This is a genomic window from Coriobacteriaceae bacterium, from assembly GCA_025757745.1.
Lineage (GTDB): Bacteria > Actinomycetota > Coriobacteriia > Coriobacteriales > Coriobacteriaceae > Collinsella.
In genome coordinates this window covers 670,552-689,477 of the sequence record CP107217.1, presented here as the reverse complement: position 1 = coordinate 689,477, position 18,926 = coordinate 670,552, and the positions used below count along the sequence as shown (strand labels likewise).

The window sequence follows — 18,926 nt, the reverse complement described above, 5'->3', positions numbered from 1 at the left end:
TAAGAGGTGCGAGGCCGTTTTATGTCGCAACGGACCAGTGAGCTACGAACGGCGCGGCTCGGGAACCACGAGCCTATCGGGGCTCGCGCCCTCGGCATCCATCAGGCTCACGTAGCGAATCGACGGATCCCCATACATCGCGTAGTAATAATTGCCCGTGCGCGCGCTAAAGCATCCGGTGTAGATAGTCTTCTCGAACTTGCCATCGCCCATCCTGGACGCTCCCTCGATCATCACCACGCCCTCGAGCGAGCGGAACATGCGAACGACGTTTTCGGTCTCGCTCTCCTTTTGCGGGTAATTGGCATTGAGGTACGCCGCCTTTACAAAACGGCTCGGCGAATAGCAATCGCCCGGAATGCCGCGCATGCCGGCACCGGCTCCATAGGGCTTAAGCTCGGCGCCACGCCATGTCGCCGTCTGCGGAAAATCGCTTGTGGCGGTGATATAGGTGCGCAGGTTTTCCATGTGCCACGGGAAGGTCGGCTGGTTGGCAAGGGTGTCGACCGGATCGTCGTATACATGCAGGCCGTCAGCCATCATCTCGACCACGATGCTACGCTGGCTGTCGCCGATAATCCAATGGAGCAGCGACACGCCCAGCCCCTCTCCTGCAGATTTGGCGACAATCACCGTATCGCGCAGCGCAGCCTCGACCTCGTCGACCGTCGAGAACGTCGCTGCCACCCACAGGGGAAACTCATAGGCCGCGATATTGGTCTTGCCGTCGACAGGGTCCTCGGCATACTCGGCATAACCCGGGAAATTGAGACCCGCCACGGCGAGGCCCGCATCGTTGCCGCAGTCGAAGAACATAGGGTAATTCTTGTAATCGATGCACATACCGATCACCGCGTGTGCCGCTGTCGCGTCGTCGATAAACGAATACGGAATGTGAAACCCGCGCGGCATCACGCGAACCTGTTGGCCGTAGTCAAAGCTCCAGTCGAGGTTGCGGCCCAGATACATGTGGCCAGAATTATCGGTAAATCGAATGCTCGTACACATAGCGCCTCCCAGCTTTACGTTCTTGCTAAGGTTATTGTCACCAAACAAAGAGGCGCTAAACACAAAAGCCCGGACATGACAACAATGTCACGCCCGGACTATTCAAGCAGGATAAACTCAACCAAGTTAACCCCGCAGGTCGTCTAAGGGGTCAAAGTGCCGCAGATTGCCACGAAAGAGGAGCGAAGCGTACTTAAGGTACGCGAGCGACGATTGAGCGGCAAGGTGCGGTGCTTTGGTCCCCTTAGACCAACTTTCCTAGACAGTGATCAATCATGTGTTGAATCATTTGAGCCTCGAAGCCGACGAAGTCCTGCTTGCGCTCGCGCATCTTGCCGTCTACGATCACGTCATAAGCGACCTTGCACTTGATGTAGCGCGTGGACTTGGTGATCTCGTCGTGCGTCAGGCAGCTCTCCTCCATCTTGCTGGCGCCCAGGCCAAACACCAGACGGGGGTTGTAGAGCACGTGGGGCTCGCCGGCGTCGTCCAGGTAGACGCAGGCCTTCTTGGTAACGCCAATCTGGTTGGCGGCAAGGCAGCCGGCGTCCTCGAGCGACTTGATGGTATCGATCAGGTCCTGTGCGACCGACTCGTCCTCGACAGTCGCAACCTCGCAACGCTGGGACAGGATAGCCTCGTCGTGGCAGAGCTCTTTAATCATACGTTCCTCCATAGGGGTCGTTGTAACTGCTTAAGTATACGGTACCCACACATTTTCATGCGAAAAATACCGTCCGTCTGCTACAAAGCGCCGAACATCAACATGCGAGGAACAACAGCGTCGTAAAGGGGCTATAGTGAGAACGTTCGTGTCAATCGGCCTAAACTCGGGGCCGAACAAGGAAAGGGTATGCATGGACGAACTTTTTCACGTCAGTGAGCGCAAGTCCACAATCGGGACCGAACTTCGCGCTGGACTGACAACGTTCCTGGCAATGGCCTACATCATTGCCGTCAACCCCGCGGTGCTCTCGGGCGCCGGCATCGATGCGGGAGCGCTCGCCTGCGCCACCTGCCTGGGCGCCGGCATCATGACCATCTGCATGGGTATCTTCGCCAACCGCCCGCTCGCCTGCGCGTCGGGCCTGGGCATCAACGCCATGATCGCGGGCATCGCCACCACCATGTGCGGCGGCGACTGGCACGTTGCCATGAGCGTTATCTTCCTCGAGGGTATCGTCATCTTGCTGCTCGTCCTGTGCGGCCTGCGCGAGGCCATTATGGACGCCATCCCCGTGGTCCTGCGCCACGCCATCTCGGTTGGCTTGGGCCTGTTCATCGCCATGATCGGCCTGTGCGACGCCGGCATCATCACCGCTGGCGCCGGTACGCTCGTCGGCCTGGGCGACATCGCCTCCCCCACCTTTATCGTCGGCATCATCTCCATCATCGTGACGGTTGCCCTGGCTTCCCGCAACGTGCCGGGCTCGCTGCTCATCGGCATCATCGTCGCCGTTATCGCCGGTATCCCGCTGGGCGTCACCCATGCGCCCGAGGGTCTCATCGCACCGCTCGACTTCTCGACCTTTGGCGCCCCGTTTGCCAGCACCGCCGATGGCAACATGGCCATCGTGAAGGTTCTGACCGACCCGATGCTGCTCGTCGTTGCCTTCTCGCTGCTCATGAGCGACTTCTTCGACACCATGGGCACCGCGATGGCCGTCGCCAAGCAGGGCGAGTTCTTGACCGAGGACGGCAATGTCGAGGACATCCGCCCCATCCTGGTCGTCGACTCCGTGGCCGCTGCTGCCGGTGGCTTTATGGGCGTCTCCTCCATCACCACCTTCGTCGAGTCCACCTCTGGCGCTGCCGACGGTGGCCGCACGGGCCTCACCTCCGTCACCACCGGCGTGCTGTTCATTCTCGCCGCGTTCTTCTCCCCCATCGTCACCATCGTTTCCAGTGCCGCCACCTGCGGTGCTCTGGTCTACGTCGGCTACCTCATGATGAGCGAGGCCTCCGAGATCGACTGGTCCGACGTGTCGCAGGGTTTCCCGGCGTTCATGATTGTCGCCGGCGTGCCCTTCACCTACTCCATCTCTGCCGGAATCGGCCTGGGCTTTATCGCCTACGTGATCGTCGCGCTCTTTAAGGGCGAGGCCTCCAAGATCAAGCCGCTCATGTGGATCGCAGCCCTTGCCTTCCTCGTCTACTTCTTTGTAGCGTAGCGGCAAAGCTGCCAAAGCAGAACACCAAAGCGCGGAGTCGCATCGAGCGGCTCCGCGCTTTTCTTTTAAAGCCAGGCAACGCACGGACGCGCGATGTATTGCTTCCCAAGTTTTGGACATTTTGCCCTCCAAACGGCACTACCGCCGGCTTCATCCTGCAGATATGCTGGGCGTAATCGCATAGGCCCTATGAGGATGGGAGTAACCATGGCCGCCTTGTTCACGACCCCCAAGCGCAATGACAAAACCTCTGGAGCCCATTTTGTCGAGCCCGACGTGCGCCGTCGCACGCTGCTCGCACACGGCAGCTGGCGCCGCGTGACGCGCCGCATCGTTGTAGGCGCCGTATGCGCGCTTACGGTGAGCTCGCTGCTCATGCCGAGCGTCTCGCTCGCGGCCGAGTGGGTCAACGTCGGCGGCACTCAGTACAACACTGCAGCAGGCGACGAGGCCGGCACCTGGGCCTGGGACGGCGCCGACGATATGAAGCTCAACGGCTATAACGGCGGCGCGATCGAGGCAGCGGGCAAGCTCAACGTGAGCTACGAGGGCGACAACATCGTCACTAACGGCGACGGCCGCGGCATCAAGGTTAAGGATGGCGCGAACGAGAACGCCGAGCTTAATATTCAGGGCGACGCGTCCAGCACGCTCAACGTGACATCTTCTCGTGACGCCATCACTTCCGTCGGCAGCATCAACATCGACGGCGCTGGCACTGTCAACGCCACGAGCACCGAGCACGATGCCATCGATGCCGGGGGCGATGTCACCATCAAGGGCTCGGGAAACGTTAACGCCACGGGCGATTCGGATGGCATCAGGGCCGACGGCAACATCACGATCGACAACAGCGGAACCGTCACCGCCAAGGCCACCGAGGATCAGGGTATCGATGCTAACGAGAACCTCATCATAAAGGGCGGCGGCAAGGTAGAGGCAAGCTCTATCAAAGACAATGCGATTTGGGCCGACGGCAACATCGAGATCTCGGGTGGCAGCCAGGTCAAGGCAAGCTCCGAGGAAGACGCCGCCATCGACGGTAAAAACAGCCTCACGGTCACGAACGCTTCCCTCAACGCAAGTGGCGTTGGGTATGGCATCTATGTCTACAAGGGCATCACGTTCGATGGCGCAACCGTAACGGTCCGTGCAAGCGCAGGGAACGATGAAGCCAGCGCCCTCTTCACCGACGAGGACGACATCGTCATCAAGAACGGCTCGATCGTGGATGCGTTCGCAGAAGGCCAGTTCTCGACCGCAATCTCCACCAGAAACTACTACCCCAACGAAGCGGGTGGTCACATCTACATTAGTGACTCCGTTGTCAAGGCTATAGCCCGCTATGTCGAGTCCGGTAGCGACGGCCCCGATCACTACAGCAACGACCAAAGCGGCGCGGTCATTCCCGAGCATAGGGGCGTGAACATCGGCATCTTTGCCCGGACCAAGGAGGGCATCACGCCCGCGACCATCTCGATTGTCCGCAGTAAGGTCACAGCTGAGGGAGACACGGCGGCAATCTTCGCCCTTGCCGTGAGCGCGGACGGCGAGACAATCGGCACCATCGAGATCGAAGGCGCTCCCATCCAGACGCCCACAGGCGGCAAGATCATTGGCTATCGCAACAAGGAAGAACTCGATGACGGCATCTTCTACGTGGTGGGTCAAACCATCGGCACGGGCAACGCTGTGATCGACTCCCCCTATAACGAAGCTGTCGCCAAGAGCACGGTCATCGCGCCTCCCGAGGAGATCAAACCCGAGGAGAAGCCCGGCGAGACCAAGCCCGAGGGTTCCAAGTCCGAGGGCACGAAGACGACCAAGACCGTTGCAGTTGCAGCCACGGGAGCCAAGATCGCCGGCAAACTCGCAGCAACCGGCGACGCCTCGAGCGCAGCCATCGTGGCAGCCGCCCTTGCGGGAACAGCCGCCATCGCCGCGGGCGCCGTGGTGAGCCGCAAGCGCTCGTAAACACTTTTTCGCACGGGACGGGTGGATCGCGGCCCTTGCCTTCCTCGTCTACTTCTTCGTAGCGTAAGGGCAAGGCTGCAAAAGCTGAACAATAAAGCGCGGAGTCGCCATGCGGCCCCGCGCTTTTCTTTTAGCGCCGGTCCCTGCGCCGGCGTGCGGCCTATTTCTCCCCAATTTTGGCCATTTTGCCCTCCAAACGGCACTACCGCCGGCAACATCCAGCAGATACGCTGAATCTAGTCGTATAGGCCCTATGAGAACGGGAGCAACCATGGCAGCCTTGTTCACGACCCCCAAACGCAATGACACTACCGCCGGAACCCATGTTGCCGAACCCGACGTTCGCCATCGCATAGGACTCGCGCACGGCAGCTGGCGCCGCGTGACGCGCCGCATCGTCGCGGGCGCCGTGTGCGCGCTCACGGTGAGCTCGCTGCTCATGCCGAGCGTCTCGCTCGCAGCGGAATGGGTCAAGGTCGGCGGCAACAAGTACAACACCGCGGCGAGCGACGAGGCCGGTACCTGGTCGTGGGACGGCGCCGACGACTTGAAGCTCAACAACTATAACGGCGGCGAGATCCAGGCCGCAGGCAAGCTCAACGTGAATTACTCGGGAACCAACATCGTCACTGCCGAATGGATCGAAAGCATCAACGTTTCTCATGGCACTAACGAGAATGCCGAGCTCAATATCCAAGGCGACGAGGGCGGCACGCTCAGCGTGACATCTACTGAGGACGCTATCCTCTCCACGGGTAATATCAACATCGACGGAGCCGGATCCGTCAACGCCACGAGCACTGGGTTTGATGCCATCAATGCCGGAGGTGATCTCGCTATCAAAGGTTCGGGCAACGTCAACGCCACGGGTGCATCGGATGGCATCAGGGCAAACGGCAATATCACGATTGACGACAGCGGAGCCGTCACCGCCAGGGCTACCAAGGACAAGGGTATTGGAGCCGACAAGAACCTCACCATCAAGGGTGGCGGGACGGTCGAGGCAAGCTCAGCCGATGGTGAGGCCCTTTGGAGCGGCGGCAATATCAACATCTCGGACGGCGGCCAGGTCAAGGCAAGCTCCGAGAAAGACGCTGCCGTCGAGGCCAAGGGCAGCCTCGCAGCCACAAACGCCTCCCTCAACGTAAACGGTGTTGAATATGGCGTCTATGCCCACAAGGGCATCACCCTCGATCATGCAAACGTGACGGTCCGTGCAAGTAAAGGCAGATACGGTGGCGCCAACGCCCTCTTCACCTACCAGGACGACATCGTCGTCAAGAACGGCTCCACCGTGGACGCGTTTGCGGAAGGCGAGGTTTCGGCTGCATTCTCCACCAGAAACGATCGACCCAACGAGAAGGGCGGCCACATCTACATCAGCGACTCCGTTGTCAAGGCCATAGCCCGCTATGTCGAGAACGGCGACGGCCCCATCCCCTACAGCGAAAACCAAGATGGCGAGACGAGGCGCGAACCCCAAGGCGAGAACATCGGCATCATCGCCCAGACCAGCGAGGGCGTCACACCCGCAGTCATCTCGATCATCCGCAGCAAGGTAACGGCCGAAGGAGATACAGCGGCAATCTTTGCCCGTGCCATGAGCGCTGACGGCAAGACAATCGGCACCATCAAGATTGAGAACGCCGCCATCCAGACGCCCGAAGGCGGCAAGATCATTGACTATCGCAAGCTCCGTGACGGCATCTACGAGGCAGGCCAAGCCATCGGCACGGGCGACGCCACGGTCGACTCCCTCTATATCAAAGCAGTCGCCAAAAGTACGACCATCGCACCTCCCGAGGTAGCCAAGCCGGAAGACCCCAAGCCCGACGAGACCAAGCCCGCAGAAAGCAAGCCCGCGGAGTCCAAGCAGAACCCCAAGCCTGAGGGCTCAAAGCCGACCAAGGCCGTTGCGGCTTCAACCACGAAAGCCAAGACTACCGGCGTGCTCGCGGCAACCGGCGACACCTCGGGTGCGGCCATCGTGGCAACCGTCCTTGCGGGAACAGCCGCTATCGCCGCAGGCACCATGGCGAGCCGTAAGCGTTCTTAGACGCCTCTGCGCACATGGCAGCTCCCGCGAAGGCCCCGAGCCCCAGCACCGTTTAACAACGCCACCGCCGAGCTCCCCTCCGGCGGTGGCGTTTTCCATATGCGTCCGCAGGGGATGCACGAGATTGTCTTTGGTCTAGCCCAACCGGCATACGCTGGCGTGCGACAATTGGGGCTGCCGATATCACAACACTGAGAGAAGCCCGTCATGGAAGCGCATCAAAAGCAGATAACCGTTTATTCGAATCATACGGAAAGCGCGCCTGTCATCTACCTTCCTGTGGTCGTGGGCGACGGCAGCGAGGTTTATAAGTGTTGCCGAGAGCTCGACTGTCCGCCATTCGCCCTCGTCACCATTGGCGGGCTCGATTGGAATCGCGAGCTGAGCCCCTGGGCATGCGACGGGACCGTACGCGATGCCGAGCCTTTCGGCGGCCAAGCTGCCGATTTTCTTGATGAGCTGCTGAATCAGATAATCCCCCAGGTCGAGTCGTCGCTTCCTCAGCCGCCCACCCGGCGCGGCATTGCCGGTTACTCGCTCGCGGGCCTCTTCGCACTCTGGTCCCTCTGGCAAACCGACGCCTTTGACCGCGCCGCGAGCGCATCGGGGTCGCTATGGTTTCCCGACTTTGTCGACCGTGCCAGCACGGCCCCTTTTGCCGGCAGCCCGCAAGCCGTCTACCTGTCACTCGGCAAAACGGAAACCAAGACGCCCAACCGCATGATGCGGCATGTACTCGACGACACACGCGCGATGGAAGCGTTGCTCGTCGAGCGCGGCATTCCAACAACGCTGGAGCTCAACCCCGGCAATCACTTTGCCCAAACCGACTTACGCATGGCCCGCGGCATCCACTGGATACTGACACATTAAAAATGGTGCCCACACGCATATACGCATGGGCACCATATCTTGTTTTAGCTGAACGCAGCTGCTACTCAGCAGCCTCCTCAAGCTCGGAGACATCAAACTCAAAGTCGTTACCCGGCAGGATGGCGTTGAGCACAATGCCCACCAGTGAGCCCACGGCAATGCCGGACAGCGAAATCGTCACGCCGCCGAGCTCCAACACGATGGCGCCGGCGGTGCTGTACGCGATGCCGAGCGAAAGCACGAGCACCAGCGCGGCAACCAGCACGTTGCGGTTGTTCTGGAAATCGACCTGGTTCTCGATGAGGTTGCGGACGCCCACAGCGCTGATCATGCCGTAGAGCACGAGCGACACACCGCCGATCACACACGCCGGCATGGCCGCAATGACAGCCGCGAACTTGGGGCAGAACGAAAGCACGATGGCGCAACACGCGGCAATTCGAATTACGCGCGGGTCGAACACGCGCGTCAGGGCGAGCACGCCGGTGTTCTCACCATACGTAGTGTTGGCCGGAGCGCCAAAGAGCGAAGCCAGAATCGTGGCAAGGCCGTCGCCGAGCAGCGTGCGATGCAGACCGGGATCGGCAATGTAGTTGCACTCGCAAGTCGAACCGATAGCTGAGATATCGCCGATATGCTCGATCATGGTCGCGAAGGCCAGCGGCATGATGGTGATGATGGCCGTCGTGGCAAGACCGCTATCGAACTGCGGCCCAAAGAGTGCAAACACGGTGTTGTCCCACACGATGGGCAGACCGACCCACGGAGCGGCGGCAACGCCCGAGAAATCAACCTCGCCGAGCGCAGCCGCAACGGCATAGCTCACCACAACGCCCAGCAAAATCGGCACGATCTTGACCATGCCACGGCCCCAGATGTTGCAGATGACGATAACGGCAACGCCAATGACAGCCACAAGCCAGTTGGTCTGGCAGTTAGCAATAGCGGAACTTGCCAGGATCAAGCCGATGGAAATGACGATGGGGCCAGTCACCACCGGCGGAAAGAAACGCATGACACGCTTGGCGCCAAACGCGCGGAAGAGCGCCGCCAGCACCGGATAGAGCAGACCGGCACAAGCTACGCCCAGGCAGGCGTAGGGCAAAAGCTCGGTCTCGCCGTTGGGCGCGATTGCGGCATAACCGGCAATAAAGGCAAACGATGAGCCCAAAAATGCCGGCACCTTACCGCGCGACAGGAAGTGGAACAGCAGCGTGCCCAAGCCGGCAAACAAAAGCGTTGCCGATACCGAGAGGCCGGTGAGCACGGGCACCAGCACGGTGGCGCCAAACATGGCAAACAGGTGCTGTAGGCCGAGCAGAAACATGCGCGGGCGGCCGAGCGACGATGCGTCGTAGATGGCATCGCTGACGGCGGGCGTCGAGGACTGGGACATGGATGTCCTTTCGAATGGAAGGGCGATCAGGCATATCGGATAACCTGCCCGAACGATACGATCCGAACCATTGTACGCGATACACTATGCCTCGCACGCGCCGCCACCTGCAAACACTAGCGCTATTTCCAAACGCGCTCGGCAATGCGCTTGACCAGCGCGATCTTTGCCCATTGCTCATCCTCGGTCAGCTTGTTGCCAATCTCGCAGCTGGCAAAGCCGCACTGAGGCGACAGATACAGGTTCTCGAGCGGCACGTACTTTGCGGCTTCACGGATGCGCTCGACGATAACATCCTCGTTCTCGAGCTCTGCCGCCTTGGTGGTTACCAAGCCCAGCACGACCTTCTTGCCCGGGGCAACGTACTTGAGCGGCTCAAAACCGCCGGCGCGCGGCGTATCGAACTCCAGGTAAAATGCATCGACATCCTCGTTTGCGAACAGGTACGGCGCGATGGGGTCATAGCCGCCCTCGAAGGCATAGGTGGAGTGGTAGTTGCCGCGGCACACATGCGTGTTGATGACCAGATCGTCGGGCTTGTCCGCGATGGCGGCATTGTTGATCGCCACGCCCAGCTCGCTTACCTTTTGCAGGTCGACCGGGCTCATGCCGGTTTTGGCGACAAAATCGGTGTCGCAGTAGATGCCCCAGGTGCAGTCATCAAACTGGATGTTGCGGCAGCCTGCTGCGTACAGGTCGGCGATCACCGTGCGATAAGCGGCTGCGATGGCGTCGGCAAGTTCCTCATCGGTCTTATAGACAGCGCGCAGGCTCTCCTGCTGGCCGTCGCAGCGGTCGAGCGTGACTTCGGAGAACGTCTGGATCGGCGCCGGAATGGTTTGCCGCGCGACCTGGCCCTCCCCCTCGAGCACCTTGACAAATTTAAAGTGCTCGACGAACGGATGGTTCTCGCCGCTAATGGGGCCGGTTACCACGGCGGTGTCGGCTGTGGTCTCCTCGTCGTGGAACATATAACCCGTACGCGAGGTACGGCGTTCAATGCCGTTAAGGCCCCACATAAAATCGAGGTGCCAGTAGCTGCGGCGAAACTCACCATCGGTGATGACCTGCAGGCCGGCGGCCTTCTGCTTTGCCACCAAATCGCGAATGGCATCGTCCTCGACGGCCTGAAGGCCCTCGTCATCAAGCGTGCCCGCGGCGTAGGCGGCACGGGCGTCCTTCACGGCCTGAGGACGAAGAAAACTGCCGACGATATCGGCGCGAAACGGCGCGTTCGGTTGAATCGAAGTGCTCATAGATATCTCCCTTTGAATTGGTTGCTTTACTGGGACAGAGTATGAGCGCTCCTATGGCCATCGTATAATATATGTTTATAACAGTTTGATATAGATGCTTCCTATATCAGTTTGGGCTGCCTTAAAGAGATTTGACCTGTGCAGAACGCAGCAGCCTAGATATGTTGGCGGATCGCGTCGATATAGACCCGACCGTAGCGCGTGAGCGTCGTATTTTTGCGCGTGATGATGCCGATCTCCATGTACTCGTCCACATCGAGCGGAATGGAGATAATACCCGGCCCGTTGAGCTCGTGGCTGATCACGCCCGAACACACCGTGTAGCCGTTGAGGCCCATGGCCAGGTTGAACAGCGTCGCACGGTCGCGCACGCGGATATTCTTGCGGCGCTCAAACGTCGAGGTCAGCTCCTCGGAATAATAGAACGAGTTGTAGCTGCCCTGCTCGTAGGACAAAAACGGATAGTCTTCGAGATCTTCGAGCGTCACGCTGGAGCGGCCCGCCAGCGGATGGTCAGCACACACAAAAACGTGCGGCGTGGCGCAGAAGAGCCCTTCGAACACGAGCTCGTTGGCCGCCAGCATGCGCTCGATAACCTCGCGATTGTGCTCGGACAAGTACAAGATGCCTAGTTCGCTTTTCATATGCGCGACGTCCTCGATAATCTCGTGAGTCTGCTCCTCGCGCAGGGTAAAGTCGTAGCGCGCGGCATCGAACTCACGGATCACATCGACAAACGCGTTGACGGCAAAGGAATAATGCTGGCAGCTCACACTAAAGTGCGGCACCTGCTCGGACTCGCCCTTGTACTTGCCTTCGAGCAGATCGGCCTGGTCAAGCACCTGTCGCGCGTAGCCCAAGAAGGTCTCGCCCTCCTCGGACACAATGACACCCTTGTTGGTGCGCTCAAAGATGTGCACACCCATCTCGTTTTCGAGATCGCGGATCGACGCGGTAATCGAAGGCTGCGACACAAAAAGCCGGCGCGAGGCCTCGGTGATGCTGCCGCATTCGGCAACTTTGACGACATACCTGAGCTGCTGAAGCTTCATAGCTTTCTCCCTAGACGTTCGTGACGTCAAAACCCGTCGCATCCATCTGACGCATAAACGGCGGCATCTCCCCCGTCGCGGCGCAGTCGGCAATCTGATGCAGAGCCCCGGCAACCGCATCGTCTGCCGCAGCGCCGATATGCCAGCGCGCGGCAGCCGTGACAGCCTCGTTGGCATTGGCGACTGCAACGGAGTTGGGAACGGCGTCGATCATGGGCAGATCGTTATCGGAATCACCGAACACGGCCACCTCGTCGAGTGTCAGGTCCAAAGCGCGCGCAAGCTCCAGCGCGGCGCAACCCTTGTCCCAACCTGCTGGAAGGATGTCGAACAGGCGCACACGATTGTTGGGAAACACGAGCGAGAGCTCCGGTACCTCAGCGGCAACGCGCTCACGTAGCTCCGCGAGCTCCTCACGCGAACGGGCACTCCAGATATTCGCCTTGAACACCGGTGCGTCATCGACAACAGGACGGCACGGGGCCTCTTCGCCCTTGAGCCACGCGTTGCCGCCCGACTCCATGGCGCGGCGCACGCGCTCGGGGTCGCTCGTCACGCAATAGGCATCGTTATCCCAAAAGTCATCACCCAGGCTGTAGACCTTCAGATACGTATCGTCGGTCTCTTGCTCCAAGTAGTCAGCCAAGCGCATAAGGGCGGCGTTGTCAGTCGCGCGCGAAGCGACCGCCTGACCGTCGACAAACATTACCTGGCCGTTGCAGAACGCGCCGGTCGAGAAGCACTCGACGCAATTGCGGAACATCCAGCCCATCGCGGACGGCTGGCGACCCGAAACCGGGCCAAAGTGCAGACCCGCCGCCTGCATGGCATGAATGCCCTCGATGGCGTAGTCGCTGGCGCCGTCATGCCCGGCTGGAATCAGCGTATCGTCCATATCGGTCAGCACAAGTTTAATCATAAGGCCCCCATTCGTATCGGTCCTACCTATTGTAACGACCTGCCAAAATAAACCTGTCCCTTTTTGGCAGGTGCGCTAGTATAGGGAACAACAGATTCGATGCGGGAGTGCCGGCGGTGCAAACCACAAGGCTGAGAGGGCATGGGGCCCAATCCTTTGAACCTGTCAGTTAATGCTGGCGTAGGGAGCATGCCGCCTTTACAGGGGCGCTGTCTATGCACAGCGCCCCTTTTCTATGCCAAGGAGGCATGTGCAGTGATTGATTCGGAACAGCTTAAGCAGCATATGGTCAAGGCCGTGGAGGAGATTCGCGCCACCAATCCGATGGCCGGCTCCATCACCAACACGGTGACGATCGACTTTGTCGCCAACGCACAGCTCGCCGTGGGCGGATCGGCCGCCATGGTCTATCTGCCCGACGAAGGCGAGGCACTCGTTGCCGGCGGCGGCGCCATCTATCTCAACATGGGCACGCTCTTCCCCATCTACGAGCAGACGATTCCCCGAGCGGCCAAGGCGGCACACGACGCCGGCAAGCCCTGGGTGCTCGATCCGGTGGGCCTGGGCATCGGTAGCCTGCGCACCCAGCTGGTAAACGAGCTCAAGCAGTACAAGCCCGCCATCGTGCGCGGCAATGCCTCCGAGATCATTGCGCTCGCCGGCCTGTGGGGTCTTGAGGGCGAGGCGGCCGATCTGAGCCGCGTACGCGGCGTCGATACCACCGACACGGTCGACGCCGCCCGCGATGCCGCCGTGGCGCTCGCCCGCTACACCGGCGGCGCCGTGGTCGTCTCGGGCGAAGTCGACCTGATTACCGACGGCACGACCGTGGCCAAGTCCCACGGCGGCAGCCCGCTCATGTCCAAGATCACCGGCTGCGGCTGCTCGCAGGGCGGCGTGCTGGCCGTGTACGCCTGCGCCGCCGACCCGTTTACGGCAGCCGTCTGCGGCACCGCCGTCTACAACGTTGCCGGCACGCGTGCCGCCGCCGTCGCCGATGCCCCGGCAAGCTTTAAGGTCGCCTTTATCGACGAGCTCTACCGCGCGACCGCCCAGGACATCGCCGATAACCAACTCGAGCTCGAGGAGGCATAAGCCATGTCCGAGCCCGCAACCAATGCCGGCATGAACACACTCGTCGCCGTGGCCATCGCCCCGTGCGGCACCGGCGATGAACTGTCCGCCGAGGTCGCCGAGGTCGTGCGCGTCATTCGCGAGAGCGGCCTTCCCAACCGCACCACCTCGATGTTCACCGAGATCGAGGGCGACTGGGACGAGGTCATGCAGGTCGTGCGCGACGCAACCTTTGTGTTGGCGAGCAAGGGCATCCGCACCGAAGTCGTGCTCAAAGCCGATATTCGACCCGGATTTACCGACACCATGACCGGCAAGCTCGAGCGCATGGAAGCACAGATCAAAAAGCAGGAGGAAGCACGATGAGCATCCGCGACAACCTTGATATCTCGGCCTATCTGGTACTCGGCCCCGAAAACACGCTCGGGCGTCCCGTGGGCGATGTGGTGGCCCAGGCGCTCGACGCAGGCTTTACCTGCATCCAGGTGCGCTCCAAGGTGGCAAGTGCCCGCGAGATCATCGCGCTGACGGGCGACGCCGCGCAGGCAATCGCACAGGCCGGCAAGACCGGTCAGGTCGCCCTGCTGATCGACGACCGCCTGGACTGCGTACTCGCCGCGCGCGAGCAGGGCATCGCTGTCGACGGCGTGCACGTTGGCCAGAGCGATATTCCCGTCGAGGTCTGCCGCAAACTTTTGGGCCCCGATGCCATTGTGGGCCTTTCGGCCCGTTGCGAGGAGATGCTCGAGTACGTCAAGACCGCCGACATGAGCCTGGTCGACTACCTGGGCATCGGCCCGCTCCACGAGACCGAGACCAAGCGCGACTGCGGACGCGCGGCCGACGGCTCTATCATCACCAAGAGCTTTGAGGACTTGGCCGCACTCCACGCGGCAAGCCCCGTGCCCATCGTGGTGGGCGGCGGCGTCAAGACGGCCGACCTGCCACAGCTCAAGGCCACCGGCGTCGATGGCTTCTTTGTGGTGAGCGCCGTCTGCAGTGCCGACGACCCCTACGCCGCCGCCAAGGAGCTCGTCGATACCTGGCAGCAGGCATAGGCTCAAGCCGAGCAGCCGATTCGCAGCCTCATATCTTCAGCGATGGAAAGCGCATCCCAGTTTGGACCTCCATTCCGGGATGCGCTTCCCGCCGAGATGGCGGCAGCAGCCTCTACCCTGCCAGATATGTCTCCAGTGCCGGCAAGGTTGCCTCCGCATCGCGGCGGCCGATCTGATAGATGCGTTCGAGTTCATCGGGCTCGCGGCACAGCGACGGCACTTTCACCGATTCGCTCGGCCGCACCACAAAGATTTCGCCGGCAGCCTCACGACGTGCCAAGTCATCGAGCGTGGCATTGTAGACCTCATGCCGATGCTCAAGCGCTGCGACAAACTCCGGATAGTGACGGAACGCGCGACGCAGCATGGGCATCACGCTGTTGGGCTGCTTCACAAAGCCCGCCGGCTGCGTGAGCACCACGATATTGCGGTCATACCCCTGCGCAAACAGCCATGCACTGGGAATAGAATCAGCCACGCCGCCATCCAGGTACTTGCGGCCCTCAATGGCGACAGGACGCGTCGCCACGGGAATTGCCGACGACGCCCGAATCCACTCGATATCGCGCTCGTCGCCATAGGGCAGGTCATGGTAGACGGCCTTGCCCGTCTCGATATCGGTACACACGCACGTAAATCGCATGGGGCAGGCGCGATACGCCTCCAAGTCGATGGGATCGCGCTCGATAGGCACCTCGTGATAGGCAAAATCGGCATTGAACATATCGCCAGTTCGCAGCCAGCTTACTACACCTGCATAGCGTTTATCGGCGCAATAGGCCTTGTTATAGCGAATGGCGCGGCCGATCTGACGCGATTTAAAGTTGTAGCCAAACGCCGCGCCCGCCGAGACACCCACCATATGGTCGCAGGTCAAACCGTGCTCCATCCAAACGTCGAGCACGCCCGCCGTATACATACCGCGGTAGCCGCCTCCCTCGAGTGCCAGCCCCACCGTGCGCGTCATAGTTGGCTGTGCCATGCGACCATCTCCGTCCCCGCAAATTTAAACGGAACAAGTATACCCATCAACATATACCGCCCCAGTCGCATTTTTATCGAACATCGCATCATCGCGCTGCCGTTTGTCGAATAATAGCCACCCACAGCATGTGTACCCCTATATAATTTTGCACTGTTGTTTATACTACTCAGCAGTTATCAACAGCGAACATTAGCCGGCAAAGTAACCCAACAACGCAGCAAGGCGGGGGCCTGGATACACGCAAAACGCTGAGCGACGATGCGTGTACACAACGAGCTCGCCCGACGCAATCCGCTCCGACTTCAGAAAGCCGCTTAGAACATGGATACTGTCAGCAATTACACCGAAACGCTCGAAAAGACCGTCCGTGACCTTCTCGAGCGTCAGGAGGATCTGATCAGGACCGCCTTTACCGACCAGCTTACCGGGCTTGGCAACCGTGGCGGCTTTGCCCGTTCCCTCGAGGAGCTCTGGGAGCAGGACACCCCCGTTACCATGGCGTTCATCGACATCGACAATCTCAAGCACTGCAACGACGTCTTTGGGCATGACGAGGGCAACCGCTATATCTTGCAGGTAAGCCTCTATCTCAAACTGTATATGAAAGTGGACGAGGCGGCGTTTCGCATAGGCGGCGACGAGTTTGCCATCCTATCTACGATTGCGACCGAGGACGACCTCGCCGAGCGTCTGGAACACTGCCGAACGATCCTGCTCAAAAACAACGATTCCGAGATGCCCCACTCGTTTAGCTACGGAGTGGCACACGCCGACCCCGCCCTGGGCGAAGCCTCCAATCGCATGACACTCGATGCCGACCATCGCATGTACGACTACAAGCTACGTCATGCCATGCACCTCGATCGGCGCAATATCACGCAAGTCCACGCCGACGACTTCGAAATAAGCGATCGCATTTTTGACGCCTTTTCGATGCTCAACGAGGGCCGTTATTTCTTTATCGAGAACTTGGACAAGGACCGCACCCTTTGGTCGCAAGGTGCCTTGCGCGATCTCGGTCTTCCTTCGGAGCACATAGACAGCTGCCGCGATTTCTGGAAGACGCGCGTCCATCCCGATGACCTCGAGGCCTACGCCAACGACATCAACCAGATCTTTAACGGCTCCAAACACCGCCGCGTCATGCAGTACCGCATGCGCAATGCCGCGGGTGACTACGTTCTCTGCCGTGCTCGCGGGTTTCGCATCGACGGCGACGGAAATGCCCCCTCGCTCTATGTCGGCGAACTTGTCAACCACTCACTCGCCGAAACCGTCGACGCCGCTACGGGCCTCGGAACGCAGCGTATGCTGATCAACGCTATCGATGCCTGCCGCCGCGATCGTTGCGAGACGGGGCTTATAGCGGTGCGCGTTCGTGGCACGACAAAGCTCAACGAGCTCTACGGGGCCGAGGCTGTCGACAACATGCTTGCCGAATACGCAGGCCGTATGCTGTCGATCACCCGCGGCAGGAGCCGGGTCTACCGTTCACGAAGCGTCCAGTTCGTCGTGCTCAGCAACGATTTGGACCACGAGGCATTCGAGCAACTGACCCGCCACCTTAAAGAGGCCGTTTTCGCTCCTGTTCAAATCGCAGGCGACGCCATTACTCCCGTCTGTCTTGTCGTACCGGCCTTTTACGAGCACTTAACCCATCAAGCGACCGCCGTTTTAGGCGAACTCGACCGTCGCCTTCGCACGGCTGGCGGGCTTGTTCCCAACGACAGCCTCCCCATACCCGAGGCGGAGCGCAAAAGCGCCATCGCCGAACGTATCGACTCGCTCACGGGACTCTATCGACCCAGCGAGTTTATGCGGCGCGCCAACGCATTTCTCGAGGCAAGGCGCGACGGCACCTGGTGCATCGCCACGGTCGACATGGGCCACATGCGCCTGTTTAATGAATGGCACGGCCAGGCCGAGGGCGACCGCGTACTCGCCGATGTGGGCACGGTCCTCAAGGACATCGAGAATGCCGATATGGGCGTCGCAGGGTACTGGGGCCAAGATGACTTTTGCGCACTCATCCCCTTTAAGCGCATCACCGTCCATCAAATCTACAACCGCGTTCGCGAGGTCGTAGCCAGGCATGATGACGGCGTAGGTTTTTGGCCGTCCATGGGCATTTACCCCATCGACTCCAATGAGGAGATCACCATCGATGCGCAGGCAAAGGCCATGTTTACCAATCGACGCGCCAAAAACGACTTCAAGGAGCGCATTGCCATTTTCCGCCCCGAAGAATATGAACACGAGATTGCGTTCCACCGCACGCTGACCGAGTTCCAGTACGCGCTCTCAAACGGCCGCATCACGTACTACCTGCAGCCCCAGGTCGATATGGAAACCGGCGAGATCATTGGCGCCGAGGCACTCACCCGCTGGATTGACAAGGACGGCTCTCTCATTTCACCCGCAACGTTTATCCCCGCACTCGAGGAAAGCGGCTTTGTGGTGACGCTCGACAAGTACATTTGGCAGGGTGTCGCCTCGTGGCTGCGCGTGCGTCTCGATCGCGGCCTTCGTGTGGTTCCGGTCTCGCTTAATGTGTCGCGCGTGGATATCCTTGCCTGCGACGTTGCCGAGCATATGGGGGCGCTTGCCGCCCAATACAACCTACCGCCCGAGCTCATGCGTATCGAGATCACCGAGACGGCTTATACGGGAGAGTCCGAAGCCGTGGACAAACTGACAGCCGACTTGCACACCCGCGGCTTCTCGACCTATATGGACGATTTTGGCACCGGTCAGTCCACGCTCGCGATGCTCAAGAACGTCAACGTCGACGTCATCAAGCTCGACCGCACCTTTGTGCCCACCGACCGCGATCAAGGCCGCAGCGCGCAGATCGTGTCATCGATGCTCGAGATGGCGCAGTCGCTCCATCTGCCCATTGTAATCGAAGGCGTCGAGACAGATGAGCAGGCGAACATGCTACGCCACATGGGTGCCCGCTACGCTCAGGGCTTCCTCTACTACCGCCCCATGCCGGCGAAGGATTTTGAGGCATTGCTCGATGGTGGCAATAACAACTGATACGCTCCGCGCAAAACGCCACCGTCGAAGGGGGCATTTGTCTCCATTAGCTAACTTATTACCCC

At 60.3% G+C, this 18,926-nt stretch carries 15 protein-coding genes and 1 riboswitch; of the genes, 8 read left to right on the top strand and 7 right to left on the bottom strand.

The window, feature by feature from the left end; all coding sequences use genetic code 11:
- Nucleotides 1-42 precede the first annotated feature (42 nt).
- Complete coding sequence (gene bsh / locus OGM60_02855; GenBank protein UYI99749.1) at nucleotides 43-1,008, bottom strand: choloylglycine hydrolase; 966 nt, start codon at nucleotides 1,006-1,008, stop codon at nucleotides 43-45.
- A 244-nt stretch (nucleotides 1,009-1,252) separates the two neighbouring features.
- Complete coding sequence (locus tag OGM60_02850; GenBank protein UYI99748.1) at nucleotides 1,253-1,672, bottom strand: peptide deformylase; 420 nt, start codon at nucleotides 1,670-1,672, stop codon at nucleotides 1,253-1,255.
- A 193-nt stretch (nucleotides 1,673-1,865) separates the two neighbouring features.
- Between OGM60_02850 and OGM60_02845 the strand changes: the two genes are divergently transcribed.
- The 4 genes from OGM60_02845 to OGM60_02830 all read left to right on the top strand — a co-directional run bounded on the left by OGM60_02845 (nucleotide 1,866) and on the right by OGM60_02830 (nucleotide 8,082).
- Nucleotides 1,866-3,179 carry an NCS2 family permease gene (locus OGM60_02845; GenBank protein UYI99747.1) on the top strand — a complete coding sequence of 438 codons (1,314 nt, stop codon included), beginning with the start codon at nucleotides 1,866-1,868 and terminating at the stop codon, nucleotides 3,177-3,179.
- A 207-nt stretch (nucleotides 3,180-3,386) separates the two neighbouring features.
- Entirely contained in the window at nucleotides 3,387-5,153 is a 1,767-nt protein-coding gene (locus OGM60_02840) for a carbohydrate-binding domain-containing protein (protein ID UYI99746.1), read from the top strand.
- 271 nt (nucleotides 5,154-5,424) lie between these two features.
- Nucleotides 5,425-7,209: a carbohydrate-binding domain-containing protein gene (locus tag OGM60_02835; GenBank protein ID UYI99745.1), complete on the top strand. Its 1,785-nt coding sequence runs from the start codon at nucleotides 5,425-5,427 to the stop codon at nucleotides 7,207-7,209.
- A gap of 207 nt (nucleotides 7,210-7,416) precedes the next feature.
- A complete protein-coding gene (locus OGM60_02830; protein ID UYI99744.1) occupies nucleotides 7,417-8,082 on the top strand; it encodes an alpha/beta hydrolase-fold protein in 666 nt (221 codons plus the stop codon).
- A gap of 61 nt (nucleotides 8,083-8,143) precedes the next feature.
- On the opposite strand, the gene OGM60_02825 is transcribed toward OGM60_02830, so the two are convergent.
- The 4 genes from OGM60_02825 to OGM60_02810 form a co-directional block, all read right to left on the bottom strand.
- Nucleotides 8,144-9,478 (bottom strand): uracil-xanthine permease family protein, encoded by a 1,335-nt coding sequence (locus OGM60_02825; GenBank protein UYI99743.1) that lies wholly within the window; start codon nucleotides 9,476-9,478, stop codon nucleotides 8,144-8,146.
- A 122-nt stretch (nucleotides 9,479-9,600) separates the two neighbouring features.
- The gene (locus tag OGM60_02820) at nucleotides 9,601-10,734 is read right to left on the bottom strand and encodes a 5-methyltetrahydropteroyltriglutamate--homocysteine S-methyltransferase (GenBank protein UYI99742.1); all 1,134 of its coding nucleotides are present in this window, start codon (nucleotides 10,732-10,734) and stop codon (nucleotides 9,601-9,603) included.
- A gap of 155 nt (nucleotides 10,735-10,889) precedes the next feature.
- Nucleotides 10,890-11,786: a LysR family transcriptional regulator gene (locus tag OGM60_02815; GenBank protein UYI99741.1), complete on the bottom strand. Its 897-nt coding sequence runs from the start codon at nucleotides 11,784-11,786 to the stop codon at nucleotides 10,890-10,892.
- Nucleotides 11,787-11,796: 10 nt separating this feature from the next.
- The gene (locus OGM60_02810) at nucleotides 11,797-12,705 is read right to left on the bottom strand and encodes a Cof-type HAD-IIB family hydrolase (protein UYI99740.1); all 909 of its coding nucleotides are present in this window, start codon (nucleotides 12,703-12,705) and stop codon (nucleotides 11,797-11,799) included.
- A gap of 93 nt (nucleotides 12,706-12,798) precedes the next feature.
- Nucleotides 12,799-12,909: riboswitch (TPP riboswitch) on the top strand.
- Nucleotides 12,910-12,960: 51 nt separating this feature from the next.
- Between OGM60_02810 and thiM the strand changes: the two genes are divergently transcribed.
- The 3 genes from thiM to OGM60_02795 are packed head-to-tail and all read left to right on the top strand — an operon-like array spanning nucleotide 12,961 to nucleotide 14,837.
- A complete protein-coding gene (gene thiM / locus OGM60_02805) occupies nucleotides 12,961-13,800 on the top strand; it encodes a hydroxyethylthiazole kinase (protein UYI99739.1) in 840 nt (279 codons plus the stop codon).
- A 3-nt stretch (nucleotides 13,801-13,803) separates the two neighbouring features.
- Complete coding sequence (locus OGM60_02800) at nucleotides 13,804-14,145, top strand: thiamine-binding protein (protein ID UYI99738.1); 342 nt, start codon at nucleotides 13,804-13,806, stop codon at nucleotides 14,143-14,145.
- Nucleotides 14,142-14,837, top strand: a complete 696-nt coding sequence (locus OGM60_02795; GenBank protein UYI99737.1) for a thiamine phosphate synthase — start codon at nucleotides 14,142-14,144, stop codon at nucleotides 14,835-14,837. The genes OGM60_02800 and OGM60_02795 overlap by 4 nt, the downstream gene beginning before the upstream one ends.
- Nucleotides 14,838-14,949: 112 nt before the next feature.
- Here OGM60_02795 and OGM60_02790 read toward each other — a convergent pair whose 3' ends face one another.
- Nucleotides 14,950-15,819: a patatin family protein gene (locus OGM60_02790; protein UYI99736.1), complete on the bottom strand. Its 870-nt coding sequence runs from the start codon at nucleotides 15,817-15,819 to the stop codon at nucleotides 14,950-14,952.
- Between the two features lie 324 nt (nucleotides 15,820-16,143).
- On the opposite strand from OGM60_02790, the gene OGM60_02785 reads away from it, so the two are divergent.
- Entirely contained in the window at nucleotides 16,144-18,861 is a 2,718-nt protein-coding gene (locus OGM60_02785; protein ID UYI99735.1) for an EAL domain-containing protein, read from the top strand.
- Nucleotides 18,862-18,926: the final 65 nt, after the last annotated feature.

Excerpts from the sequence above, each read along its gene's own strand:
- bsh (UYI99749.1), bottom strand. The coding sequence starts at position 1,008 with ATGTGTACGAGCATTCGATTTACCGATAATTCTGGCCACATGTATCTG.
- OGM60_02850 (UYI99748.1), bottom strand. The coding sequence starts at position 1,672 with ATGATTAAAGAGCTCTGCCACGACGAGGCTATCCTGTCCCAGCGTTGC.
- OGM60_02845 (UYI99747.1), top strand. The coding sequence starts at position 1,866 with ATGGACGAACTTTTTCACGTCAGTGAGCGCAAGTCCACAATCGGGACC.
- OGM60_02840 (UYI99746.1), top strand. The coding sequence starts at position 3,387 with ATGGCCGCCTTGTTCACGACCCCCAAGCGCAATGACAAAACCTCTGGA.
- OGM60_02835 (UYI99745.1), top strand. The coding sequence starts at position 5,425 with ATGGCAGCCTTGTTCACGACCCCCAAACGCAATGACACTACCGCCGGA.
- OGM60_02830 (UYI99744.1), top strand. The coding sequence starts at position 7,417 with ATGGAAGCGCATCAAAAGCAGATAACCGTTTATTCGAATCATACGGAA.
- OGM60_02825 (UYI99743.1), bottom strand. The coding sequence starts at position 9,478 with ATGTCCCAGTCCTCGACGCCCGCCGTCAGCGATGCCATCTACGACGCA.
- OGM60_02820 (UYI99742.1), bottom strand. The coding sequence starts at position 10,734 with ATGAGCACTTCGATTCAACCGAACGCGCCGTTTCGCGCCGATATCGTC.
- OGM60_02815 (UYI99741.1), bottom strand. The coding sequence starts at position 11,786 with ATGAAGCTTCAGCAGCTCAGGTATGTCGTCAAAGTTGCCGAATGCGGC.
- OGM60_02810 (UYI99740.1), bottom strand. The coding sequence starts at position 12,705 with ATGATTAAACTTGTGCTGACCGATATGGACGATACGCTGATTCCAGCC.
- OGM60_02800 (UYI99738.1), top strand. The coding sequence starts at position 13,804 with ATGTCCGAGCCCGCAACCAATGCCGGCATGAACACACTCGTCGCCGTG.
- OGM60_02795 (UYI99737.1), top strand. The coding sequence starts at position 14,142 with ATGAGCATCCGCGACAACCTTGATATCTCGGCCTATCTGGTACTCGGC.
- OGM60_02790 (UYI99736.1), bottom strand. The coding sequence starts at position 15,819 with ATGGCACAGCCAACTATGACGCGCACGGTGGGGCTGGCACTCGAGGGA.
- OGM60_02785 (UYI99735.1), top strand. The coding sequence starts at position 16,144 with ATGGATACTGTCAGCAATTACACCGAAACGCTCGAAAAGACCGTCCGT.